General features: G+C 42.8%; 21 protein-coding genes and 9 pseudogenes. 27 read left to right on the top strand and 3 right to left on the bottom strand.

Annotation, left to right across the window (positions count from 1 at the left end; all coding sequences use genetic code 11):
• Positions 1-146 precede the first annotated feature (146 nt).
• The 3 genes from spx (at position 147) to JCM14505_RS07550 (ending at position 2269) form a co-directional block, all read left to right on the top strand.
• The gene (gene spx / locus JCM14505_RS07540) at positions 147-554 is read left to right on the top strand and encodes a transcriptional regulator Spx (protein ID WP_054653814.1); all 408 of its coding nucleotides are present in this window, start codon (positions 147-149) and stop codon (positions 552-554) included.
• A gap of 103 nt (positions 555-657) precedes the next feature.
• Positions 658-1344, top strand: coding sequence for an adaptor protein MecA (locus JCM14505_RS07545; protein WP_054653816.1), 687 nt, complete (start codon positions 658-660; stop codon positions 1342-1344).
• A gap of 49 nt (positions 1345-1393) precedes the next feature.
• On the top strand, positions 1394-2269 hold the full coding sequence (locus JCM14505_RS07550) for a competence protein CoiA (RefSeq protein WP_054653818.1): 876 nt from the start codon (positions 1394-1396) through the stop codon (positions 2267-2269).
• 109 nt (positions 2270-2378) lie between these two features.
• On the opposite strand, the gene JCM14505_RS07555 is transcribed toward JCM14505_RS07550, so the two are convergent.
• The gene (locus tag JCM14505_RS07555) at positions 2379-2951 is read right to left on the bottom strand and encodes a DsbA family protein (protein WP_054653820.1); all 573 of its coding nucleotides are present in this window, start codon (positions 2949-2951) and stop codon (positions 2379-2381) included.
• A gap of 139 nt (positions 2952-3090) precedes the next feature.
• Here JCM14505_RS07555 and yjbM point away from each other — a divergent pair.
• From yjbM to JCM14505_RS07570, 3 genes and pseudogenes are all read left to right on the top strand, one after another.
• Positions 3091-3739, top strand: a pseudogene (gene yjbM, locus JCM14505_RS07560) (GTP diphosphokinase).
• Positions 3740-3755: 16 nt separating this feature from the next.
• Positions 3756-4564: pseudogene (locus JCM14505_RS07565) on the top strand (NAD kinase).
• On the top strand, positions 4561-5445 hold the full coding sequence (locus tag JCM14505_RS07570) for an RluA family pseudouridine synthase (RefSeq protein ID WP_054653822.1): 885 nt from the start codon (positions 4561-4563) through the stop codon (positions 5443-5445). Before JCM14505_RS07565 ends, JCM14505_RS07570 begins: the two are co-directional and overlap by 4 nt.
• Before the next feature lie 49 nt (positions 5446-5494).
• Here JCM14505_RS07570 and JCM14505_RS07575 read toward each other — a convergent pair.
• Positions 5495-6516 (bottom strand): annotated as a pseudogene (locus tag JCM14505_RS07575) (lactonase family protein).
• A gap of 314 nt (positions 6517-6830) precedes the next feature.
• Between JCM14505_RS07575 and JCM14505_RS10485 the strand changes: the two are divergent.
• The 4 genes and pseudogenes from JCM14505_RS10485 to JCM14505_RS07595 all read left to right on the top strand — a co-directional run bounded on the left by JCM14505_RS10485 (position 6831) and on the right by JCM14505_RS07595 (position 10326).
• Entirely contained in the window at positions 6831-7064 is a 234-nt protein-coding gene (locus tag JCM14505_RS10485) for a methyltransferase domain-containing protein (RefSeq protein ID WP_369395522.1), read from the top strand.
• Complete coding sequence (locus JCM14505_RS10490; protein ID WP_369395523.1) at positions 7061-7438, top strand: hypothetical protein; 378 nt, start codon at positions 7061-7063, stop codon at positions 7436-7438. The genes JCM14505_RS10485 and JCM14505_RS10490 overlap by 4 nt, the downstream gene beginning before the upstream one ends.
• Positions 7439-7493: 55 nt before the next feature.
• On the top strand, positions 7494-8003 hold the full coding sequence (locus JCM14505_RS07585; RefSeq protein WP_054653824.1) for a tRNA (cytidine(34)-2'-O)-methyltransferase: 510 nt from the start codon (positions 7494-7496) through the stop codon (positions 8001-8003).
• A gap of 12 nt (positions 8004-8015) precedes the next feature.
• Positions 8016-10326, top strand: a pseudogene (locus JCM14505_RS07595) (DNA translocase FtsK).
• A 120-nt stretch (positions 10327-10446) separates the two neighbouring features.
• Here JCM14505_RS07595 and JCM14505_RS08780 read toward each other — a convergent pair.
• A pseudogene (locus JCM14505_RS08780) lies at positions 10447-10565 on the bottom strand (DUF4044 domain-containing protein).
• A 29-nt stretch (positions 10566-10594) separates the two neighbouring features.
• On the opposite strand from JCM14505_RS08780, the gene JCM14505_RS07600 reads away from it, so the two are divergent.
• From JCM14505_RS07600 to JCM14505_RS10500, 17 genes and pseudogenes are all read left to right on the top strand, one after another.
• Positions 10595-10945 carry a hypothetical protein gene (locus tag JCM14505_RS07600; protein WP_156249871.1) on the top strand — a complete coding sequence of 117 codons (351 nt, stop codon included), beginning with the start codon at positions 10595-10597 and terminating at the stop codon, positions 10943-10945.
• 245 nt (positions 10946-11190) lie between these two features.
• Positions 11191-11623 (top strand): annotated as a pseudogene (mraZ, locus tag JCM14505_RS07605) (division/cell wall cluster transcriptional repressor MraZ).
• Between the two features lie 12 nt (positions 11624-11635).
• A complete protein-coding gene (gene rsmH, locus JCM14505_RS07610) occupies positions 11636-12580 on the top strand; it encodes a 16S rRNA (cytosine(1402)-N(4))-methyltransferase RsmH (protein WP_054653830.1) in 945 nt (314 codons plus the stop codon).
• Between the two features lie 22 nt (positions 12581-12602).
• Complete coding sequence (locus JCM14505_RS07615) at positions 12603-12974, top strand: hypothetical protein (RefSeq protein WP_054653832.1); 372 nt, start codon at positions 12603-12605, stop codon at positions 12972-12974.
• Positions 12975-13043: 69 nt separating this feature from the next.
• Positions 13044-15131, top strand: coding sequence for a penicillin-binding protein (locus tag JCM14505_RS07620; protein ID WP_082405675.1), 2088 nt, complete (start codon positions 13044-13046; stop codon positions 15129-15131).
• Positions 15132-15146: 15 nt separating this feature from the next.
• Positions 15147-16104 (top strand): annotated as a pseudogene (mraY, locus tag JCM14505_RS07625) (phospho-N-acetylmuramoyl-pentapeptide-transferase).
• Between the two features lie 3 nt (positions 16105-16107).
• Positions 16108-17497, top strand: a pseudogene (murD, locus tag JCM14505_RS07630) (UDP-N-acetylmuramoyl-L-alanine--D-glutamate ligase).
• Positions 17488-18601, top strand: a pseudogene (murG, locus tag JCM14505_RS07635) (undecaprenyldiphospho-muramoylpentapeptide beta-N-acetylglucosaminyltransferase). The pseudogenes murD and murG overlap by 10 nt, the downstream one beginning before the upstream one ends.
• Positions 18602-18697: 96 nt before the next feature.
• Positions 18698-19465 carry a cell division protein FtsQ/DivIB gene (locus JCM14505_RS07640; RefSeq protein WP_054653838.1) on the top strand — a complete coding sequence of 256 codons (768 nt, stop codon included), beginning with the start codon at positions 18698-18700 and terminating at the stop codon, positions 19463-19465.
• Between the two features lie 127 nt (positions 19466-19592).
• On the top strand, positions 19593-20969 hold the full coding sequence (gene ftsA, locus JCM14505_RS07645; RefSeq protein ID WP_054653840.1) for a cell division protein FtsA: 1377 nt from the start codon (positions 19593-19595) through the stop codon (positions 20967-20969).
• 25 nt (positions 20970-20994) lie between these two features.
• Positions 20995-22266 (top strand): cell division protein FtsZ, encoded by a 1272-nt coding sequence (gene ftsZ, locus JCM14505_RS07650; RefSeq protein ID WP_054653842.1) that lies wholly within the window; start codon positions 20995-20997, stop codon positions 22264-22266.
• Positions 22267-22458: 192 nt separating this feature from the next.
• Positions 22459-22776, top strand: a complete 318-nt coding sequence (locus JCM14505_RS10495) for a cell division protein SepF (protein WP_054653844.1) — start codon at positions 22459-22461, stop codon at positions 22774-22776.
• 44 nt (positions 22777-22820) lie between these two features.
• Positions 22821-22955 carry a YggT family protein gene (locus tag JCM14505_RS09750; RefSeq protein ID WP_225352312.1) on the top strand — a complete coding sequence of 45 codons (135 nt, stop codon included), beginning with the start codon at positions 22821-22823 and terminating at the stop codon, positions 22953-22955.
• A 16-nt stretch (positions 22956-22971) separates the two neighbouring features.
• Positions 22972-23070: a hypothetical protein gene (locus tag JCM14505_RS10610; RefSeq protein WP_500778356.1), complete on the top strand. Its 99-nt coding sequence runs from the start codon at positions 22972-22974 to the stop codon at positions 23068-23070.
• Positions 23071-23212: 142 nt separating this feature from the next.
• Positions 23213-23545: a YlmH/Sll1252 family protein gene (locus tag JCM14505_RS09755; RefSeq protein WP_225352309.1), complete on the top strand. Its 333-nt coding sequence runs from the start codon at positions 23213-23215 to the stop codon at positions 23543-23545.
• A gap of 16 nt (positions 23546-23561) precedes the next feature.
• The gene (locus tag JCM14505_RS09760; protein ID WP_225352310.1) at positions 23562-23873 is read left to right on the top strand and encodes a S4 domain-containing protein; all 312 of its coding nucleotides are present in this window, start codon (positions 23562-23564) and stop codon (positions 23871-23873) included.
• A partial coding sequence (locus JCM14505_RS10500; protein WP_156249872.1) for a DivIVA domain-containing protein occupies positions 23874-23952 on the top strand: 79 nt, incomplete at its 3' end. It lies immediately after the preceding gene.

Here is a 23952-nt window from a genome sequence, read left to right on the forward strand (position 1 = left end):
CACTTAAGGAATGGCAGTTGCCATTCCTTTTTTTTGTACATATGATATAGTTGCGTCTACTTACTTTTTGTAAATAATTCTGTTAATGCTTACTAAAAGATAGTATAATTAAAATAACGAATGACAAATTAATGGAGGTGGCGGACATGTTAAATTTATTTGTATCACCAAGTAGCGCCTCAAGTCGAAAGGCAAAAGCCTGGTTAGATGAATATCAAGTACCATATCAAGAACGTAATATTTTAGCGCAACCATTAACGGTTGACGAAATTAAAGCTATTTTACGATTATCGGAAAACGGATTAGAAGATATTATTTCAACTCGTTCAAATGACTATAAACAGTTAGAAGTTGACTTAAACGATTTACCGACTAATGAGGTTTATGAGCTATTACATCAACACCCAGGGATGATTAAGCGACCAATCTTAATGGATAATAAACGGCTTCAAATTGGGTATAATAGCGAGGAAATTCGACGTTTCTTACCACGTTCAGTACGGAATTACGAAATTGAACAAGCGCAAAAACGGGCGGAATTATTAGATGCATAGTTGTTAAATGAAGGGAAGAATCGCGTGGTATTCTTCTCTTTATTATTTTGTTAATGTTAGTTAAAATATATGTATTAAGTTATTATGAAAGGAGGAGGCCCCAATGAAAGTAAATCATTTAAATGAGGACACATTACAAGTTATGATTTATCCAGAAGATTTAGCCGCACGCGGGACCTCGCTCTTCGATTTATTAAGTCACCAGGATCGAATGCAAGCTTTCTTCGATGACATATTAGCCGAAGTCGATGTTGATAATGAATTTACGGATGAATCAGTGACGTTCCAAGTGATGCAATCACCGGCCGGAATGGAACTATTAATTACGAAAAATGATGCCTTTAACAAACATCCAGAAATGGTGCAAGCGCAACGTGATCAGTTAATGAAGTTTTTGCAACATGAATTAAAAGATCACGATGATTTATCAACCACTGATGAAGCTTCCGAAACTGAAGAAACAGATGAAGTAACGGCGGCTTTAAATGATCCGCTCATCGGAAAGCAAAGTTATGTGATTAAATTTGCTGATTTCGAAGATTTTCTATCAGCAGCTAAAACGATGGCTTCTGGTGATGTGGAATCAAGTCTGTATCAATATCAAAATCAATATTACTTATTAGTAACCTTCTTTGCCGAAGGATTCACAAAAGAGTTGATTGAGGATCAACTGGGTGTATTAAATGAATTTGGGACGGTTGTTCCGTTGAATGAATTTGTGTTACAAGAACATGGCGTTGTTATTATGCCAGAGGCGGCATTTGAGCTGGCGCGACATTATTTTAATTAGTGGTTAAAAACCTCCTTGTTAGTGTATTTGCTAATTAGGAGGTTTTATTATGCAATTAGCTTTAAATCAGGCGCAAGTGTTAGTAACCCCACAACAGGCCCAACTGGGAGCTGAGCTAACTTGTCCGACTTGTGGACGACCAGTCCGGTTAGTCTGTGGATCACGGCGGCGTTACTTTCGCCATTTATCGGGACAATCAACGGGAGCAGGGGAAACCACCACTCATTTAAAAGGGAAAGATCAATTATTTTTAAAGTATCAACAGGCTAATCAGCAAGTTCAGACGGAAGTTAGTTTGCCACAATTTAACCGCCGGATTGATATCTTGGTGCAAAATAAACAGCAGCAATTAGCCTTAGAATATCAATGCAGTCCGATTAGTGCAGAGCAATTATCGCAACGGACGCAAGCTTATTATCAAGCGGGAATTAAGGTTCGCTGGATCTTTGGGCCGCGGTATGAGCAGCCAAGTCGCCACCAACACCAATTAATGACGCAATGGGTTTTAAATCAACCTTGTCTTATTACCATGGGGCCACCTAATTGGACGATTAAATATCGCTTTATCACTACTCCAGCCAATTCAGGGTGGTTACGAATGAAACATGAATATGCTTGCCTGCGACGATTACGGCGAGCAACTACAAATGATTTAGCCAATCTGGCGTATCAACAAGGACATCGGCTTTGGTTGTGCCCAGTTGGTTTACATACTCTCGTCGAAAGTTGGCCACTGACAACCGAGTCCCTATTAATGTGGCAAATTCGGCTGTTACTAGCGCTTGAACGTACGGCACCAGCAACAACTTGGACGTTAGCAACCTGGCAACAATGGGTTAATCAACACACCCAATGGGCAACTTTCCCATTACTTGCAGCGCAACAACAAAAAAGCTGCAGCAAGTTTGCTTGCAACAGCTTTTAGTTCATTGGTTAGCGAACGGTTTTTTTAACCCAACAATCGCAAAAAATTATGCGTGGGCAAATTAATTGGGAAAAATCAGATGAACAAAAATGGCAACATTTACGTCAAGTTAGCCGTCAGCAACGGCCGTCAATTGAGCGAGATAGGTTGGTAATGCTTGAGCGTGGAAATTAGGGATAACCAACGCCGGTTGTTGCCAATCTTCACCGATGATAACGGCTGTTGAGGGATTATTAATTTTAAACTCATAGCAAAGTTGTAAGTCACTTTGAATAGCATAATTAATGGCTGGTGAGCAGCGATCGTCTAAAAATTGTTGCCGGTTAATTGGTAATTTAGCAATCGTTTGGAGGGCCAATTGTAAATTATAGGGTTGTTGAAGCGTAATCAATTGTTCTTGCAGTGCACATAAATATTGCAGGGCATGACGTTGCCCTTGAATACAGATAGCGTGGTAATCGCGAATAATTTCATTAAACAAGCAATTAATTTGTTGCCGGTTGGCAGTAGTTAAAGGTTGCTGATTGGATAAGAGAGCATTATCAATCATTTGAGGGGTGATAAACGGGATGATGCGATTAGTAATTTTGTTAGGATGGTTGGCGGTGATCTGTTGTAAGAGACGTTCGTTGTTGAGACACCGTTTTCCCAATGGATTTACAAATAAATACAGCTCAATCATTTGTCTGGCTCCTCGTTATTAGTAAAATTAATTTTAATTGAAATCGGATAGATGTAAAGTATTATGCTTGATGGGGCAAGTTGACCGATAAGGATTAAATTATGGTAAAATAGACTTTGTGTTGATTGGAGGGATGATGATGGTTGAAGATTGGAAACACTTTTTATTACCATACCAACAAGCTGTTGATGAGTTAAAAGTTAAGTTGCGGGGGATGCGCAAGCAATTTCAAGATCAATCGCAACATTCACCAATTGAATTTGTGACAGGACGGGTTAAACCAGTCGAAAGTATTCAGGAAAAGATGGTGCGGCGGCATGTCCAAGAAGATCGCTTAGCTCAAGATATGCAAGATATTGCGGGGCTACGGATTATGTGTCAATTTGTTGATGATATTTACCAAGTGGTCGATATTTTACGGTCGCGCAGTGACATCAACATTATTGAAGAGCGGGATTACATTAGTAATGTAAAGCCAAGTGGTTACCGGTCGTATCATATTGTGATTGAGTATCCTGTCCAATTAGTGACGGGCGAACAAAAAAATTCTAGCTGAAATTCAAGTGCGAACGTTAGCGATGAATTTTTGGGCCACCGTTGAACATTCCCTGAATTATAAATATCAAGGTGAGTTTCCAGTTGAAATGGCTGAACGGCTCAAAAATGCAGCGGAAGCCGCCTTTCAATTGGATACGGAAATGTCAGAAATTAGAGAAGAAATTCAAGAAGCGCAAACCTTATTCTCGCATGGACGTGGAAAAGGGTTCGAATCTGCGACTGAGGACTAATAGAGAGAGGAAATTCATGAAATTTGCCATTTACACGTATGAGTCAGAATTATCACTACAGGTGCGGGATGAGATTTTAGCAGCCGCGACGGGGACAACGTTAGAATATAATGAATTGGATCCGGAAGTAGTGATTTCCATTGGTGGCGATGGGACTTTGTTATCAGCAGTGCAAAAATATCGCGACCAACTTGACCAAATTCGCTTTGTTGGGATTCACACTGGGCATTTAGGATTCTATGCCGATTGGCGGCCCCATGAAGTGGAAGCGTTAGTGGCAAGTTTATTAAACGATAGTGGTCAATCAGTTGCTTACCCATTATTGAAAATGACGGCAACATACGCGGATGGCAGTGTTGATGAACACGTGGCCATTAATGAAGCCACGATTCGGAATGTTTCGCGGACGCTAGTGGCGGATGTGTACATTAATGATGTCTTGTTTGAACGTTTCCGAGGTGATGGCTTATGTATTTCAACGCCTTCAGGGTCAACGGCATACAATAAATCGGTTGGTGGCGCGATTATGGACCCCGCATTATCGGGTTCCAAATGGCAGAAATGGCCTCATTAAATAATATGATTTTCCGGACAATTGGCTCGCCAGTGATTTTAGGGACGCATGCGGATGTTAAGTTAGTAATTGACGATGATCGCCACACCGTATTAACAAATGACCGGGAAATTATGATGATGGATGATGATGATCGGCAATTAAAAGAATTGAAGTTCTGTGTCGCTAGTCAACGGGTTTACTTTGCCAAATATCGGCATAACAGTTTTTGGAAACGAGTTCGTGACTCATTTATTGGTGATGAAGAGTGAGATTTGATTGGACATATCACGGTGAATATCCGAAAAAGTTACGGAACGTTTTAAAACAATTTGGGGCTAGTACGGCCCTAATTAAGGTGGCGATTTTTCATGGCGGTGAGATGCGGATTAATAATGAACCGCAATGGGCGCGGGCATTAGTGCAACCGGGGGATGAGGTGAGTTTAATCGTCCCCGACGAAGCGCCCAACCCAGTGGTAACCGCCAGTGATGCTCCCTTGGATATTGTGTATGAAGACGATGACTTTTTAGTAGTGAACAAGCCCGCTGGGGTCGCCACGGTGCCCGCCCATAATGTTGCGGTTCATGATAGTTTAGTAAATCGCCTCAAAGGGTATTATCAACGGCAAAATTATCCAAATCAAGTTACCCACGTTGCCACGCGCCTCGATCGTGATACGAGTGGGTTGGTGGTCTTTCCCAAACATCGATTTGCGCATGCGGTGTTAGATCAACAACTCAAGCAACATCAAGTTACGAAACGGTACTTAGCGATTGCAACGGGGAAATTTGAAAGTAAACATGGGGTGATGATGGGACCGATTGCGCGTGATCCAGCTTCATTTGTTAAACGCCAAGTAATAGCGGGTGGGAAAGCATCAATTACGGAGTATTGGTTACAGCAAGTAAGTCCATCGTGGTCAGTAGTGGAAGTGTTACTCCATACCGGCCGTACCCATCAGATTCGCGTTCATTTTGCTGCACTGGGCCATCCGTTGCTCGGTGATGCCATGTACGGGCATGCGGATAACCGGTTAAGTCGGCAAGCCTTACATTGTGGGTATGTGCAATTTTACAGTCCATTTAAAGAGCAAGTCATTACGCTAACGGCACCATTGCCAGCGGATTTACAAACCATTTTAGCAAATTAAAAAACTCCTCCGCTCTAAATTGGAACGGAGGAGTTATTTAATGATTAAATTACCATTGCTTGACACAAACAGGTTCAGGACAAGCAACGTCTTTTTGGACCATGGTTAATAAACCAGTGACCGCATCGCGGGTGTATAGAGTTAAATTATCTGATTCTTGGTTAGAAGCAACTAAGAAAGCTTCATCTTGACTGAGGTCAAAGTCACGGGGGAAATCACCTTCCGTGGAGATGGATTGGATATGTTTAACGCTGTGATCCGCTTGGACAGCAAAGACGGCAATCGTATTTTCACCCCGGTTAGTGGTGTAAATAAATTTACCATCTTTGGTAATGTGAATGGCGGCAGCCCCGTTGTGCGCCGTCCAATCAGCGGGAATAGTACTAATGCTTTGTTGATGAGTAAAGGTCCCGGTTGCTTGGTCGTAGTTTAAGACGTCTAATTGACTGCCTAATTCACCTAAAACATAGGCTACCTTACCATCAGGACTAAATGTTAAGTGCCGCGTTCCAAAGCCAGCTTCATGGTGGTAATTGGAAACAAACGTTAACTTGCCGTCAGCGCTCACATCGTAAACGACGGTTAGATCAAGTCCTAAATCACAAACTACTAAGCGACCATCTGGGGTTAAGTCAGCGTAATGGGCATGTGGCTTATCTTGTTCGGGTTTTGGACCGGTCACACCATCATGTTTGACTTCATCCGTTTGAGTTAACGTTAAGTCAGCATTAATTTGATAAACCGTTACCGTTCCGGCGTGATAGTTAGCGAGTATAATAAATGGCGTTGTTCATCAACCGCTACGTATGCTGGAGGGGCAACAACGCTTAAGTTAGTGTCAACTAACGTGGCTTGGTCCCCATCGATAGTATAAGTAGCGACCCCACCTTGTTCTCCATCTTGTTTAACACTAAAAATGGTAGTGCCATTAGTTTGTAAGTAGGCAGGCTTTTGGGATTGCGCAACGACCCAAACGGGAGAAAGTTGTTTAGTTTCATGATTAAGGGTGACTCCGTAAATCCCTTGACTTGCTTTTTTGGTATAGGTACCAATTAAAAATTTTTCAGACACGATTCGTGGCCTCCTTTGTAATACTTGTTTCAATTATAATCGGCAACGGCCACTTTGGAAAGGAATGCAAATGAAGAAAATTGATCAAACTCGCCAATGGTTAACGAAAAATTTATCATTATTACGTTGTCCTAAATGTGGGCGGGCGTTTGTGACGGTCTTAGATTATTCGTTAGCCTGTCAACAGGGCCATGTGTGGAACTTGAATAAAAAAAGGTTTTGTTTATTTTCTTGACCATGCGGCGCCAGGGGAATATGACCGGGAAAACTTAGCTGATCGGCGGAATGTCTTACAAGCAGGCATGTTTCAACCGATGATTGAGCAAGTAGCTCAATATATCCCAACCGAACCCCAAACGATTTTGGATATTGGGACTGGCGAAGGCACGCCGTTGTATCAATTAATGCAAGCGCGCCCCGCTCATCATGACACTTATCTTGGTTTTGATATCTCTAAAGCGGGCGTGCAGCTAGCTACGCAATTGGATCCAAACCTCTTTTTTGTGTGGCTGATTTACGGCAATTGCCGTTTGCGGATGCTAGCATGAGTACGATTGTGGAATTTTTCTCACCATCAGATTATCAAGAATTTAAGCGCGTTTTAAAACCAGGCGGGCAAGTTTTAAAAATTATCCCGAATGCGGATTATTTAATTGAATTACGGCACTTGCTTTACCCAACGGGGGAAAAACGAACGTATGACAATTCAGCAGTCGTCCAACGATTTGCAGAAAATTATCCAACCATGCAAATGGTCCCAATTAAATATGAATTTAGTTTAGCACCGGAACTTCGAGCTTCCTTGGTCCAAATGTCACCATTGCACTGGGGAAAAGGGGCGCGGAAGTTGACGACAACTGATTTAGCGCAATTAACCCAGGTTACCATTGATGTTTCGTTATTAATTGGGCGTGATAATTGATTATGGTAAAATTGAATTTAAGTTAATCATGAACGATTAAGGGAGGAAGCATTTAATGACTAATCATATTGTTTTATTCGAACCGTTATTTCCAGCGAATACGGGAAATATTGCCCGGACGTGTGCGGGGACAAATACCGTCTTACATTTAATTAAACCCCTCGGATTTTCAACAGATGACAAGCACATGAAACGGGCGGGGCTTGATTATTGGGATAAAGTGGAAGTCGTCTATCATGATGACTTACCAAGTTTTATGGCGACGGTCCCCGACTTAACAAAGCTTTACATTGTTTCTAAATTCGCAAGTCGGGACTACACGCAACCAGCCTACGAGTTGGAAGGTGATCATTACTTCTTATTTGGGAAAGAAACAACTGGATTACCAGAGCCGTTTATGCGTCAATATCCGGACAATGCGGTGCGCATTCCGCAAAATGATGAACATATTCGGGCCCTTAATTTATCAAACTGTGCGGCGTTAGTTATTTACGAGGCCTTACGCCAACAAGGATTCCCTAACTTAGCTCGGACCCATCATTATACGGCCGATAAATTAAAGTAGGAGGAAAACTAAATGGCCAAACAGAAAAAGCGGGCCACGAAAAGTCGTCGTAAACGGACTAGCCCCAAGACCCCGCCGATTGACCAGCGGGTGATTCGGGCGCTCAGTGGAATTTTAATTATTTTACTGACGTTATTAGGGCTCTTTAATATGGGGAGTTTTGGACGACTGATTCGCGGTGGCTATCAAATTATTGGCGGACAGGCGATGTATTTAATCATGGCCGTTGTTTTATTTGATTGTTTAGGGTTAGTTTTGAAAGGACAACGTCCGCATTGGCGGCGTCGGTGTGTAGTTGGTGGCGGCATTTTTTATGTCGGCCTAGTAACCTTTTTACATTTCTTGATGTTTCAAAGCCTCCAACAATCAAGTCATATTTTTGCGACGACGTGGTCCAATTTAGCTACCTTTATGAGTAATGGTGATACCACCTTACCGATTGGGGGTGGAATGTCAGGTGCATTGGTTTATTGGGGCTTGAGTCCGTTGATTGAACCGTTAGGCGCCGCAATTGCTGGCTGGTTAATGATCGTGATTGGGATTATTATTTTCTTTGGATTACCGTGCAAAAAGCCATTCTTGGGCTGCAAGCTTTGGTAATGAAGTTACAGACGCAGTTGAAGGAACGGCGTACCAAGAAATTAATGAAGCGTCAGGAAAGCCCTGCCCCCTCACCGGTTAAGAATCCGGAGCCAACACCAGCTGCGGTTAAGAAACCAATTGATGATGAAGTACCAGTGAATGAACGTTATCGTGATACACGTCCGAATCCCGCAATGAAGGATTTGCCGACGCCGTTATCGGAACGAGCGTTAGAACCAACGATTAACGTGGCCGCGGCCAAACCAAGTCCAGCCAAGTCAATGGATGAGAGTCATGATGACGTCGCCTTAGCGGGAGTGAATGGGACGGCGGTTGATGAAGATTATCAATTACCACCAAGTACGCTTTTAACATCTGTAGCTGCAACGGATCAAAGTGATGACTTAAACGTAATTAAAGAAAATACGCAAAAATTACAGTCGACCTTACGATCGTTTGGGGTGGAAGCCACGGTTGAAAATGTAAATCTTGGACCAACTGTGACGAAATACGAATTACGCCCAGCAGTAGGGGTGAAGGTAAGCAAGATTACGCATTTAGCGGACGATTTAGCCTAGCATTGGCTGCTAAGGATATTCGAATTGAAGCACCAATCCCGGGGAAGTCCTTAATCGGAATTGAAGTACCCAATACGAAAATTGCTACGGTAGGCTTCCGGGATGTGATTGAAGCGACGCCAGCGACTGATAAACCATTGATGGTACCGCTTGGTCGAACCGTCACGGGGAAGGTCATGACCGCTGATTTAACCCGGATGCCACACTTGTTAATTGCTGGTTCGACGGGGAGCGGGAAGTCAGTGGCTATCAATGGAATTGTGACGTCGATTTTGATGCATGCACGCCCAAACCAAGTTAAATTATTAATGATTGACCCTAAGAAGGTTGAACTGAGTGTGTATAATGGGATTCCGCATTTGCTAAGTCCGGTGGTTAGCGAACCGAAAAAGGCCGCACGGGCATTAGGTAAAGTGGTGGCGGAAATGGAACGTCGCTATGAATTGTTTGCCTCGTTTAATGTGCGGAATTTAGCTGGCTACAATCAAATGGTGCGTGAACATCAGGAGGATCAACAACCAGAATTGCCATTAATTTTAGTAATTGTGGATGAATTGGCCGACTTGATGATGACGGTATCCAACGATGTGGAAACCGCAATTGTGCGGATTGCTCAAATGGGGCGGGCCGCCGGGATTCATATGATTTTAGCTACACAACGGCCGTCGGTGGATGTCATTACCGGGCTAATTAAAGCCAACGTGCCGTCGCGAATTGCCTTTGCAGTGTCGAGTGGAATTGATTCACGGACGATTTTAGACGCCAATGGGGCTGAAAAATTATTGGGTCGTGGAGATATGCTCTTCCAGCCGATTGACCAAAACAAACCAACGCGGGTGCAGGGTGCTTTTATTTCGGATCAAGATGTGGAAGCCGTGGTTAATTTCATTAAAGCCGAAAGTCAAGCGGATTATGATGAACGGATGGTCGTTTCGGATGCCGAAATGGAACAAATAGCTGAGAGCCAAGATGAAGATCCGTTGTTTAATGAAGTTTTATCGTTTGTGGTAGATCAACAAAAGGCGTCGACCTCAATGGTGCAACGACGCTTTAGTATTGGCTATAATCGGGCGGCACGAATTATTGATGATTTAGAGCAACGGGGTTATATTGGACCAGCGAATGGTTCGAAACCACGGGAAGTGTATAAAGAAGCGGATTAAAAAAGCGGATCCGTCCGCTGACAAATACAAATAGGGTTCACAACAAATTGGTTTTTCGCCGTTGTGAACCCTATTTTTGGACTGCGATATTCAATTTTAAAGTCCGCTAGGTAGGTTAGCTTATTGCAATCCTAAGGCTGATAAGGCACCAAGAATTAATGATCCAAGGTGGCAATGAGCATTAACCAGACCACGACTAGGGTCACTTTTTGAAAGCGGGTTTTTTTGTTTTGGTTTATACGCCATTTGACGATATCCTCCTCTTAATGTGTCTGGTGATAAGTTTACCGATTATCGTTTGAAATTTCAAATTAGTTTCTTTAAAATGGTGGCTATAAGAGAAGAAAAGCGGGGCAAATTCATGGCGGGAATGAATGTACAAAATATTATTTTAGACGGACTAATTATTGTGGGGTGCTACGTTTTTGAATGGTTGATTACGAAATTAACGGAGACCCCATTAGCAATGCTCCAAAAAAAAGTTAAGATGGCTGTGGGTTTTGGTGTTAATGGCTTTAGCTTTGAAGAATTTGGGGCTATATTGGTCCGCATTACCCATCTTAGGTTGGTCAATAATTGGCTTAACGATTGTGATTGTGCAATGGCAACGATATCATGAATTAGTTTACCGCCGGTTTTGGCATCGTTTTTGGAAATTATCATATGCGTATGCAATTTTAATCTTTATTGGCTCAATTTTTAGTTATTTGCTACCAATAGTTTAAATTTAGGAACAAAACAGGTTGTGGTTTTAATGCCACGGCCTGTTTTTTTTATTTGGGGATAAATGTGGTTAGAGGTGGTGTGAAGTGGGGGATTGTGGTAGACTGTTGATTAGAAATAATTATGGGAGGGGGTGATTACGTGTTCATGGGGGAATTTGAACATACAATTGACGCCAAAGGACGGGTAATCATCCCGGCTAAGTTTCGAAATCAAATTGCCACGCCCTGTATTGTTACTCGCGGGATGGATCATAGTTTAACGGTTTATCCAATGGCTGAATGGGAGAAAGTTAAGGAACGCTTAGCTCAATTACCGACAACGCGCGGAAATGCCCGTAAGTTTGTGCGGTTTATTTTTTTCCGCAGCCACAGAATGCGAATTTGATAAGCAAGGCCGGATTAATGTCCCGCCAGTATTAAGAGAGTATGCTAACTTATCAAAGCGGTGTACGATTATTGGGGTTTCAAGTCATTTTGAAATTTGGGACGCGGATGCTTGGACAACTTACCAAGCTGATGCAGCTGAAGAATTTGATGAACTAGCCGAAGAGATTGGTGATTTAAGTTTTTAAAGGAGCACATTTATGACTGAATTTAATCACATTACCGTGCTCTTGCACGAAGCAGTTGATGGATTAGCAATCAAGCCAACCGGGACTTATGTTGACGCTACGCTTGGTGGGGGTGGTCATACCAAAGCCATCTTGTCTGAATTAACTAGTGGTCATTTATATTCGTTTGATCAAGATCAAACGGCCATTGACTACAATCAAGAACAGTTAGCAACACCAATTAAAGACGGTAAATTAACATTAATTAAGAGTAATTTTAGTCACTTACAAGCTGAGCTTGCACGGCAAGGGATACATGAAATTGACGGGATGGTTTACGATCTTGGGGTTTCATCCCCACAATTTGATGATGCAGCGCGGGGGTTTAGTTACCAACATGATGCACCACTCGATATGCGGATGGATCAAACGCAATCCTTATCAGCCATGGAAGTGGTTAATGAGTGGCCATTCAATGATTTAGTTCGGATTTTATCGCGGTATGGGGAAGAAAAGTTTGCCAAGCAAATTGCTCGAGCAATTGAAAAGCAACGGACAATCAAACCAATTGTAACCACGTTGGAATTAGCGGACATCGTTAAAAATGCAATTCCCGCACCGGCGCGGCGCCATGGTGGTCATCCGGCGAAAAAAAGTTTTCAAGCGATTCGAATTGCGGTGAATAATGAATTAGGAGTGTTAGAAACTTCGCTCGAACAAGCCTTGGACTTATTAGCTGTGGGGGGACGGATTAGCGTGATCACGTTCCAATCATTAGAAGACCGCCTAGTTAAGACTATGTTTCGGGAACGGACGAGTTTACCGGATTTACCAGCTGGATTACCAATTATTCCGGAAACGGCTCAACCTAATTTTAAGTTGATTAATAAAAAGCCAATTGTGGCTGGTGAGGCAGAATTTAATGCAAATCACAGATCACATAGTGCAAAATTACGAATTATTGAACGGGTAAAGTAGACCCAGAGAGGAAGCGAACACGATGGCTAATAATGCTGCGCGTCAATTAAATCAACCGCCAACTGCACCGAAAATTAATCGGCATCGGCAGCATATTAATCATCGTTTGATTCGTCAACGGGTTAAAGTTTCGGTGTTTGAAAAGGTCTTTACGGTGTTAATGACGTTAATTTTAGTTAGTTTAGCCGTTTGGACGTTATCGGTTAAAAATACGGTCGCCAATCAACAGGCTAATTTGCAAAAATTAGAGTCAAAGCGCGATAGCCTTGTAAGTAATAATCGAAATCAGCGCGAAAAGATTAACGAACAAGAAACATCGGCGAGTTTGAAAAAGGTGGCTGATAAAAATAAAATGTCGGATGTCACGCCAAAAGTTAGGAATGTTAGTAAATAATTATGTTACGAATCGGGCGGAAATCTAAAAAAAATTAAAAATCAAAAGCGTGATCGGAAGTATTTTGGGATGTGGTTGTTCTTTACCTTCGTTGCGCTTTTTGTTGTTTTCATTGGCCGTTTTGCATATATTGCCGTGGCCAAGCGAAGTCAAGGTAATAATATTGAAGCATTAGCACAACAGCGGTATACCAGTTCAGCAACCATCCAAGCTAAACGCGGAAAGATTCTTGATATCAATGGGAATGCTTTGGCGACTAATACGAACCGGTACACTGTGTATGCCATTTTAAGTCATTCGTATCGAAGTTCAACTGGCAAAAAGATGTATGTGCAAGATAAGCGTAAAACGGCAAAGATTTTAGCAAAGGAATTAGGCTTATCACAAAAGAAGGTTTATAAATTATTAAATCCAAAGAATAAAAAAACGTTTCAAGTTCAGTTTGGGGCGAAAGGGACCAACTTAACGGTAAGTGAAATGTTGCGCATTAAGGAGCATCACTTGCCAGGTATTCAATTTATGAAGGTCCCCGCGCGTTCGTATCCGGAAGGTGATTTTTTAAGTCAAATTTTGGGGCAAACAGCGATGAAGACCGATCCGAAAACCCGACAAGATAAATTAGTCGGGACGATGGGGATTGAACAGGCGCTGAATTCCATTTTAACGGGTGAAAATGGGATTAAGAGTGTTAGTCAAGACATCTATGGTTATCGGTTAACTGGTAGTGAAACCGGGGGCCGGAAGGTTAAAAACGGCGGCAATGTTTACACAACCATTGATAGTCAAATCCAAAATATGTTGGAAACGTCAGTAGAAAGTGTCAATAATCGGGTGCACCCCGAAAGTATGACGGCAATCATTGCGGATGCTAAAACTGGGCGGATTATTGCTGCTACGCAACGGCCCAACTTGACTAGTGATAAACCATCGTGGGTTAACGCCTTAACCCAAACAACGTATGAACCAGGATCAGTGATGAAAATGTTTGCGTTAAGTGCGGCAATTGATGCTGGAAAATTTAATCCGAATAAGACGTTTACCTCTGGAACCTACGCCATGGGTGGCGGTCGAATTACTGACTGGCAACCAAGTGGTTGGGGAACCATTACTTATCGTGAAGCGATTGATCGATCAAGTAACGTTGGGTTTGCCCACATTGAACAAGATATGGGAGCGAAGACCTGGCGGAAGTATATTCATCGGTTTGGCTTTTTGACACCAGTTGAAATGAAGGGTCTTGGCCCTCAAGCAGCTGGGCAGACAAGTTTTAAGGGGTTGTTGGAACAAGCTAACACGTCATTCGGACAAGGGATTACCGTGACAGGGATGCAAGTGATTCAGGCAATGACGGCCATTGCCAATAACGGTAAGATGATGCAACCCTACATCATTAGTAAGGTAACTGATGATAAAGATAATGTAATTAGCAAAACGAAACCAAAAGAAATTGGCACCCCAATTACAGCGCAAACGGCTAAGCGGGTTCGTAATTATTTAAAGGGGGTTATCTATAACGATGACGGGACTGGTCAAGTCTACAAGGTAGATGGTTATACCATTGCTGGGAAGACGGGGACTGCCCAAATTGCTAGTCCAAGTGGTGGTTATGAAAAGGGAGAATATGATTATATTTACTCCTTTGCTGGGTTTGCCCCGGCTAATCACCCTCGCTATTTAATTTACGTCACGATGAAGAAACCAAAGAATAATCAGCAAGCACCTGAAAAGAATATTTCACAAGTGACCACGCCGATTATTAAATTTTTACTCGATCGTGATCGGACAAATTATACTAAACATCCCGGGACAATTAAGGTTCCAAATGTCGTGGGAAAAGAGATTGATAAGGCAGAAAAACAGTTAACGAAACAACATTTAACGGTCACCGTCTTAGGAAATAAGCAGACCGTTAAATCCCAAAATATCGCGCCACAAATGCGGGTGATGGTTAATCAACGAATTTTCTTGTTAACGGGTGGCAAAGTCCAGATGCCAGATTTAAAAGATTGGTCCCAAGCGGATGTACAAACGCTGAGTCAAATCTTAAACTTACCAGTTAAAATGACTGGGCATGGTTACGTTACTGACCAAAGTATTAAAGCCGGTCAGGAAATCAAAGCTAACCAAACTTTAGTAATTCGCTTAAAGCAAAAATAATGGAAGGAAGTTACCATGAATTATTGGTTATTATTATTAACAGCAGTCATTGCGGCTGGGATAACGGCTGGTGGAATGCCGGGCTTAATTCGATACTTTCGGGCTAAAAAAAGAAGGCCAACAAATTCGGGAAGAGGGTCCAACTTGGCATCAAAAAAAGTCAGGAACCCCAACGATGGGAGGTTTATTATTTGTACTGGCTACGTTGGTTGCAGTGCTCGTAATGGGCTTATTCCAACATCAAATGACAATGACGTTGTGGAGTTTATCCTTAGTTTGGCTACTCTATGCTTTAATTGGGATGTGGGATGACAGTATTAAGTTATTCCGTCACCAAAATGAAGGGTTTACCCCCAAACAAAAATTAGGCTGTCAAATTGTGGCGGCAGTAATTTTTGCCGTTTTCGCGCTACCAACGTTAGGGATGACATGGAGTTGGGGAGCAATCTTAGCCATGATGGGGATTGTTTTTTGGTTAGTTGGTTTTTCTAATGCTGTTAACTTAACGGATGGCTTAGACGGTTTAGTTACGGGATTAGCAACGATTTCGTTTGCTGGCTACTTAGTGATTGCGCTTCATCAAAAACAATCGGACGTGGCGATTTTCTGTGTAGCGATTATTGGGAGTTTAATTGGCTTCTTCCCTTATAACCATAAACCCGCCAAAATTTTTATGGGTGATATGGGCTCGTTAGCGCTTGGAGGCGCGTTAGCCGCGGTGGCAATTTTAGTTCATCATCCGTTATCACTCTTACTGTTAGGATTAGTGTATGTGTTAGAAACAGCCAGTGTAATGCTCCAAGTTTTTTGGTTCCGCCGGACGGGGAAGCGAATCTTTAAGATGACCCCAATTCACCATGCTTTTGAAATGGATGGCTGGAGTGAATGGCAAATCGGGCGGCGATTCTGGTTGTTCCAATTCGTTGTCGTTCTCATCACGCTTGGTGTGATGGCTGGTATTAAAGAGGCTTAAATTATGCGTGAAATTACAACTTACCAAGGTAAAAAAAGTTTTAGTTATTGGGTTTGGAATTAGTGGTTTGAATGCGGCTAAGTTATTAGTTAAATTAGGAGCGACAGTAACGGCCAACGATCAAAAAGTTCCCCAAGATCCAAGCGTGGTTAAAGATTTAGAAGCTCAAGGCATCCGAGTGATTACGGGGGCCAATCCATTGTCGTTAGCGGATGAAGGGTTTGATTTAGTAGTTAAGAACCCTGGGATTCCGTATCAAGTGCCATTGATTGCTAAATTTGTTGAATTAGGGACGCCGATAATTACCGAAGTTGAACTGGGCAGTCAAATTTTAGCGGGACAATTAATTGCCGTAACGGGGAGCAACGGTAAAACGACTACGACCACACTGATTCAAAAGATTTTACAAGCGGCTAATGCCAAGCATCAAGTGGTGGCAGCTGGGAATATTGGAGTTTCGTTTAGCGCAGCTGCGCAAACGTTAACGGAAGCTGATACAGCGGTGCTAGAAACGTCAAGTTTTCAATTGTTAGGTGCTCCAACATTACACCCGCATATTGCGGTGATTAATAATATTTTTGCGAGTCACTTGAATTATCATGGGACGCGTGAAAATTACATTAATGCAAAATTACAAATTACCCGGAATCAAACTCCAGAAGATTATCTTGTCATTAACTGGGATAATGAAGAATGGCAACAATTATCACGGCGGACGAATGCGCAGGTCGTCCCATTCTCACGGCAAAACCTGACGCAAGCGGGAGCTTATCAAGCTGGCGGTTACTTGTACTGGCGAGGTGAACAAGTAATGGCCGTGCAAGACTTGAGTTTGGTTGGTCCCCAAAATGTGGAAAATGCGTTAGCTGCGATTGCCGTGGCCAAATTACAAGGGGTTAATAATACCGTCATTCAGCAAGTTTTAAGTAGCTTTGGTGGCGTGCGCCATCGGTTGCAATATGTCATGACCGTTGCCGAGCGAAAAATTTACAATGACTCCAAGGCCACCGATATTGAAGCTTGTCAAGTCGCCTTACAAGGTTTTGATCAACCCGTGGTTTTAATTGCCGGCGGACTTGATCGAGGGGATGATTTCATGCGTTTAGTCGCTGATTTTAAAGCCCACGTGCGCGTTTTGATTGCAGTTGGTGAAACAAAAGACCGGCTGGTAGCGGCTGCCAAGGAAGCTGGGGTTCCCGTGGTGCTGACGAGTGAAGATGTTACCACGGCGGCGCCTTTAGCTTGGGAGGCTAGTCAACCAGGCGAAGTTATTTTATTATCACCGGCCTGTGCTAGTTGGGATCAATTCCCAAACTTTGAAATTCGTGGTGATCGCTTTATTACTGCGATGGAACAAGTTTCAGGAGGAAAAGAGGTTACGGAATGCGATTAATGGTTGCTGGTGGTGGGACCGGAGGACATATCTATCCGGCTCTCGCTTGATTGAACAATTACAACGAGTTGAACCGGAGACTGAGGTTTTATATGTAGGGACTACCCGGGGCTTAGAAAACCAAATTGTTCCAAAGGCTGGGATTGAATTACGGACGATGGAAATGCAAGGTTTTAAACGGTCGCTATCGTTGGATAATTTTAAGACGATTTATCTCTTTATGAAGTCGGTTTCGACGGCGAAGAAGTGGTTAAAAGAATTTAAGCCCGATGTCGTTTTAGGTACTGGTGGTTATGTGAGTGGGGCGGTCTTATATGCCGCAGCTAAACTTGGTATTCCAACCGTGATTCACGAACAAAATAGTGTGGTCGGGGTTACCAATAAGTTTTTAAGTAAATACGTGGATGAAATTGCAATTTCGTTTGAAGCCGCACGGTCACAATTTCCAAGTGATAAAGTGACGTTAACTGGTAATCCACGGGCGCAACAATTCTTAAATGCTGCCGGAGACGAATTTTCCTGGACGCAAGTTGGCTTACGCGATGATGTACCAACGGTAATGATTTTTGGCGGGAGCCAAGGTGCCCCTAAAATTAATCAAAGTGTGTTAATGGCTTTGCCGGAATTGAATCAACGGCACTATCAAGTCGTTTTGCAACGGGACAAAAACGTTATGATGCCTTTATGGAACAATTAGCAGGGCAACCGATTGCCGATCATGTTAAGATTGTGCCGTACATTGACAATATGCAAACGAAGCTTTCGCATGTCCAAGCCTTAGTTTCGCGGGCGGGGGCGACGACAATTGCCGAAGTAACGGCCCTAGGATTACCGACAATTATGATTCCAAGTCCCTATGTAACGGCTAATCATCAAGTTAAAAATGCGCAAGCGTTAGTTGATGCTGGGGCGGCGGAAATGATTTTAGAATCTGATTTATCAGGGACGTCATTATTAGAAGCAATTGATACCTTGATGCTCGATGAACGGACGCAACGGCAAATGGCCGGAAAAGCAGAAAAATCAGGTCATCCGCATGCAGCCGATGATTTAATTGCCGTTATGAAACAAGCGATTGCTAAGCACCAAAAGTCACGAGGGTAAGACGGATGGTGGAAAAATCAGGACGGAAAGAGCATGAACGTTATCAAGGAATTTTCCGAAATTTGTCCCAACGAACCCATGATGCTGATGATGTAAATGTTAAAAAAACGGGGGGCAGATTTACATCAATCGACACCTCGCTTTACGAAGACCTTACGACAAGGGAATCGGGAACGCTTATTAAGTTTATTAATTCCATTTAGCCTGATTTTTTTAGGCGCTATCTATGTCTTGTCTCCGTTTAGTAAGGTAGCTCAAATTACGGTGGCTGGCCAGCAAAATTTAACGGCGTCACAAGTTACGCAAGCGACGACCATTAAGCAAGGTGACTTTATTTGGCGGTGGTATTATCAACGTGATCAAATTAGTTCAATTGCGCGCCGGCATAACCGACAAATTGATCGGGTTAAGTTAGAGTTAACGGGGCGGTCGTTAAAAATTGTGGTGAAGGAATATCCGATTGTTGGCCTAGTCCAACAACCTCACGGTAATCGCTATTTATTAGCCAGCGGTAAGTATATTCCGGCGCCCGCTAATCCCAAAACTTTTATTCGTTACCAAGGGTATGGTAAGCATACTAAATTATTAACCAAAACAGCACAGCAGGTTGGGCAAGTTTCCAATCCTATTCGGGATGGAATTTCGGAGATTGTTTATTCACCAGTTGCTGAAAACCCAGAACGGGTCATTATTTATATGAATGATGGCAATACGGTTTATGTACGGTTATCAACATTGGCAACGAAATTAAGGTATTATCCTTCGATTACGTCGAAGATGAGACAAAAGGGTGTTGTGGATTTACAATATGCTGCATATTCATATGCATATGGTAGTCAGCAACCAAAAGCCAATAAAAAGTAAAAAAATTGATGAGATAAGAATGTTTCCATGATATGGATTGTGGTAAAATCGATTTAGATTACGTTTACTGTACCTAATTAAGTGGGAGTGAGTAAACGGGTGATTATTTTAGGAGGTTCGCAGAGCAATGCAAAATTCACAACTCTACGTAGGTTTAGACATTGGAACCACCTCAATTAAAGTTCTTGTATGTGAGAGTGTTAACGGTGATTTAAAGGTGATCGGGGAAGGTTCACAAGCCACCACCGGTTTAAAAGAAGGGGTCATTGTTGACATTGATAAAACGTCAAATGCCATTGCCAAAGCAGTTGAGCAAGCAGCTACTAAGGCCGGAATTAACATTAAAGAAGTCGTCGTGGGATTACCAGCTAACTATTTGCGGTTAAACGAAGTTCACGGCATGATTTCCTTAAATGTTGAACAAGGGCAATCACGTGAAATCACAGACCAAGATGTGATTGACGTGGCTCGAGCAACAATGGATCGCATGACGCCGGCAGATCAAGAGCCAATCGACTTAGTCTTAAAGGACTTTGCAGTTGATCGGTTTACAGGGATTAAAGATCCACGTGGGATGGTCGGAGTACGACTTGAAATGTGGGGAACGTTGTACAGTGGTTTAAAGACCGTGGTTCACAATGCCCGGAAGGCTGTGGAACAAGCTGGTTTGAATATTCAAGATTTTGTCATTGCCCCAATTGCCACGGGATTCAACCTCTTAAATGATGGGGAACAAGATTTTGGAACCCTCATGGTTGACTTGGGTGGTGGTCAAACGACGACTAGTATTATCTTAGACCATCAATTAAAGTTTGCCTTTGTTGATCCTGAAGGGGGACAATACATTACGCATGATATTGCCGAAGTTTTAAATACGACGCAAAGTCATGCGGAACGTCTCAAGCGTGACCATGGGTATGCCAAGAGCGAGTTGGCTTCTGACGATGTGCAAGTTCCAGTTGAAGTAGTTGGGAAGAATCAACCAGTTAATGTATCCGAAAAATACTTAGCTGAAATTATTGAAGCCCGAATGCGGCAAATCTTTGGGCGGGCCAAGCAACAACTTGATAGTATCCAAGCACCTAATTTACCAGGTGGTTTAGTGCTGACGGGGGGAGTTGCGGCCTTACCAGGAACGAAAGAATTAGCGCAAGAGTATTTTGATACGAATGTGAAAATCTTCGTTCCCGATCAAATGGGAATTCGGCATCCAGGTTATAGTTTAGTCTTAGCGTTATGTCGCTATGAAAATAATTTGAGTGAAGTCGAACGTTTGATTAAGCAAGTTTTAAACCAAGGTTCATTAATTCAAAGCCCACACCAATACGCGCAACGGCATAATCAAGTTCAACCACAATACACGTCACCGGTGGCGCCAACGCCTGCTCCAGCAACGCGGCCAGCCTCACCAGCGACACCAGTTGAACCAACGCCACGGCGAACTGATAATGCAGGTAGTATTTGGGACCGGATTCGGGCCTTTTTCAAAGATTTCTTTGAATAGTTAGTTATGATGGAGGATGTAGTAAATGGATAACAACACAGGAAATAAGTTTGACAACCGCGGGGCTAAGATTAAGGTCATCGGGGTTGGTGGTGGTGGTGGTAACGCCGTCAACCAAATGATTAAAGAAGGGGTCCAAGGGGTTGAATTTATCATTGCCAACACGGACTTACAAGCCTTAGAAGGTAACCAAGCCCCGGTTAAGATTCACTTAGGACCTAAGTTAACCCGGGGGCTCGGGGCTGGTTCTAATCCTGATGTTGGGATGAAAGCTGCCCAAGAAAGTGAACAAGATATTGCAGCGGCCTTACAAGGTGCTGACATGGTCTTCGTGACGGCCGGCATGGGTGGTGGTACCGGGACAGGTGCCGCTCCGGTGGTTGCTAAGATTGCCAAGGACGCTGGGGCCTTAACGGTTGGGGTGGTTACGAAGCCATTCTCATTTGAAGGTAAGCACCGGACGGATCTTGCCAACGAAGGGTTATCCCAAATGAAGAAGAGCGTGGATACGTTAGTCGTAATTGCTAACGACCGCTTACTTGAAATCATCGACAAGAAGACGCCAATGATGGAAGCCTTCAAGAAGGCCGATGATGTGGTGCGCCAAGGGGTAGAAGGGATTTCTGATTTAATTATTAATCCTGGATACATTAACCTTGACTTTGCTGATATTCGTCATACGATGACGAACCAAGGATCCGCTTTAATGGGGATTGGGTTTGCCAACGGTGACAACCGGGCTTCTGAAGCTACGAAGAAGGCCATTTCATCACCATTATTAGAAGTTTCAATTGACGGGGCTGAACACGTCTTAGTTAACGTTACTGGTGGTAAAGACTTATCAATGTTTGAATTACAAGAAGCTTCAAGTGTTATTCGGCAAGCGGCTAATTCCAATGTTGATATTACCTTCGGGATGGCAATGGACGAAACGCTCAATGATGAAGTCCGTGTAACGGTAATTGCTACGGGGATTGATCAAAATAATAAAAAGCCCCATGTTTCAAATGTAAATCGTTACAATGCCCAACCAACTCCGGCGCCAGCACCAACGCCAGTTGCTGATCCAGCCCCAGTTGAAACGCCAGCCCAACCAGCTCGGCCAACGGCAACACCTGTTAACGACCCATTTAGTGGTTGGAATGATCCAGGCAATGATATGTCAGACGATTTACGTGGTAATACGTTTAATAACGTTCAAAAGCCAACGTTTAGTGTACAAAACGACAATCCGATGGGCGGTAGCGAAGGTGAAGATCTTTCACGGCCTGCGTTCTTTAAGAATCGTCGGAAGTAATATTTGAAAATTGGGAAAGTTACGTAAGGGATAACTTTCCCATTTTTTACTGAATAATAGGTGAGGAAAAATCATGGGAAAATTTAGAGATTTCTTTTTCGAAGACGATGACGTCAATGTAGCGGATGGTTACTATAATCAACCAGTTGCTAATACGCCGCTCCATCGCCACAACCACAACATAATAGTAAGGTGGTTAAATTTGATACTAATCGTGAACCAGCAACGAACGTTGATAGTCACATTGAATTGGTCGAACCCCGCTTATATGGTGATGCGCGGGAAATTGCCACGCAACTCTTGAATGGGACGGCTGTAATCGTTAATTTTGGTCAAATGGATCCTAATTTAGCGATGAAAGTGATTGACTTTTTAAATGGGACTGTGTTTGCGATTGATGGTGAAATTAATCGGATTGGGGAACAAATCTTCTTATGTGCGCCTAAGAATTTTGCGATTGATGGCAAGTTAGCAGTAACGCTTGATAAATTGAATCCAGATGAGCTTTAGGTATAAGGGGAAAGTGCATGCTTGTTAATTTACTTGAATATGTGATGATCAGGCTAGTTGAACTATATAGTTTTTTAATCATTGTCTGGTGTTTACTGTCCTGGTTTCCAAATGGAATTAATAGTGCTTTAGGGGAGTTTGTTGATCGCTTAGTACGTCCATATATTAGTTTTTTTTGACCGGCTGATTCCGCCGTTGGGTGGAGTTAGTTTTAGTCCCATTTTTGGGATTATTGTGCTAAATATCGTCTCATATGGAATTAGTGCCTTCTTTAAAATGTTCCTGGGAGCATAGCGATGACGGAGCAACTAAAGCAACATTTTCGCTTAGATGAAGCTAATTTTATTGATCAAGTTCAAGATTGGATTGCCACGGCGAGTCAGCAATATCGGCCGGTATTAACGCATTTTTTTTAAATCCACGGGAGCAATATATTGTGCAAACGTTAGTTAATCGGCAACCGGATTTAAGGGTGGCGTTTAATGGTGGCTACCCACTGGCCGAAGCTAAGCGGGCGTTATTATATCCCGATTACTACACACCAACTACAGCTGATTTTGAATTAGCAGCGCTCCAAATTGACTATCCAGTTAAATTTACGATGTTGTCACATCGAAAAATTTTAGGGACGCTGTTAGGTGCCGGACTCAAGCGCGGGTCATTGGGTGATTTCGTCCAGGATGACTTAGTATGGCAAATTATTGTTGAAGCACCATTAGTAGCTTTTTTTACAACAAGCAATTACCAAACTTGGTCGGATTCAAATTAACTGGCGGCGAATTGAGTTGGCGGCCATTGTCACGCCACAAAATGATTGGCAAGTTCAAGAAACAACGGTAAGTTCGTTGCGCCTGGATGTATTAGTAGCAGTGGCATTTAATTATTCACGAACTAAAGCCAAAAGTTTAGTCGAACATAAATTAGTGACCATTAATTGGCAAATGATGGAACGCCCCGATTATGTGGTGGCGGTCCATGATCAAATCTCTGTTCGGCGGGGAGGCCGAATTCGCCTGTTAGCGGTGAATGGGCAAAATAAAAAAGGGCGTACGCGGATTAGTTTAGCGGTTATTAACGCCCACGAGAGGAGCAAATAGATGAGTTTAACGTTGGAAGAATTACAAGCAACCGAATTTGAACGGAAAATGCGGGGATATAACCCGACTGAAGTTGAGG

The sequence above is a fragment of the Limosilactobacillus equigenerosi DSM 18793 = JCM 14505 genome (assembly GCF_001311375.1).
In the GTDB taxonomy this organism is placed as follows: Bacteria; Bacillota; Bacilli; order Lactobacillales; family Lactobacillaceae; genus Limosilactobacillus; species Limosilactobacillus equigenerosi.

What these genes read in the sequence shown, in the direction of transcription:
- spx (WP_054653814.1), top strand. Translation starts at nt 147, where the DNA reads ATGTTAAATTTATTTGTATCACCAAGTAGCGCCTCAAGTCGAAAGGCA.
- JCM14505_RS07545 (WP_054653816.1), top strand. Translation starts at nt 658, where the DNA reads ATGAAAGTAAATCATTTAAATGAGGACACATTACAAGTTATGATTTAT.
- JCM14505_RS07550 (WP_054653818.1), top strand. Translation starts at nt 1,394, where the DNA reads ATGCAATTAGCTTTAAATCAGGCGCAAGTGTTAGTAACCCCACAACAG.
- JCM14505_RS07555 (WP_054653820.1), bottom strand. Translation starts at nt 2,951, where the DNA reads ATGATTGAGCTGTATTTATTTGTAAATCCATTGGGAAAACGGTGTCTC.
- JCM14505_RS10485 (WP_369395522.1), top strand. Translation starts at nt 6,831, where the DNA reads ATGATTGAGCAAGTAGCTCAATATATCCCAACCGAACCCCAAACGATT.
- JCM14505_RS10490 (WP_369395523.1), top strand. Translation starts at nt 7,061, where the DNA reads ATGAGTACGATTGTGGAATTTTTCTCACCATCAGATTATCAAGAATTT.
- JCM14505_RS07585 (WP_054653824.1), top strand. Translation starts at nt 7,494, where the DNA reads ATGACTAATCATATTGTTTTATTCGAACCGTTATTTCCAGCGAATACG.
- rsmH (WP_054653830.1), top strand. Translation starts at nt 11,636, where the DNA reads ATGACTGAATTTAATCACATTACCGTGCTCTTGCACGAAGCAGTTGAT.
- JCM14505_RS07615 (WP_054653832.1), top strand. Translation starts at nt 12,603, where the DNA reads ATGGCTAATAATGCTGCGCGTCAATTAAATCAACCGCCAACTGCACCG.
- JCM14505_RS07620 (WP_082405675.1), top strand. Translation starts at nt 13,044, where the DNA reads ATGTGGTTGTTCTTTACCTTCGTTGCGCTTTTTGTTGTTTTCATTGGC.
- JCM14505_RS07640 (WP_054653838.1), top strand. Translation starts at nt 18,698, where the DNA reads ATGTTAAAAAAACGGGGGGCAGATTTACATCAATCGACACCTCGCTTT.
- ftsA (WP_054653840.1), top strand. Translation starts at nt 19,593, where the DNA reads ATGCAAAATTCACAACTCTACGTAGGTTTAGACATTGGAACCACCTCA.
- ftsZ (WP_054653842.1), top strand. Translation starts at nt 20,995, where the DNA reads ATGGATAACAACACAGGAAATAAGTTTGACAACCGCGGGGCTAAGATT.
- JCM14505_RS09750 (WP_225352312.1), top strand. Translation starts at nt 22,821, where the DNA reads ATGATCAGGCTAGTTGAACTATATAGTTTTTTAATCATTGTCTGGTGT.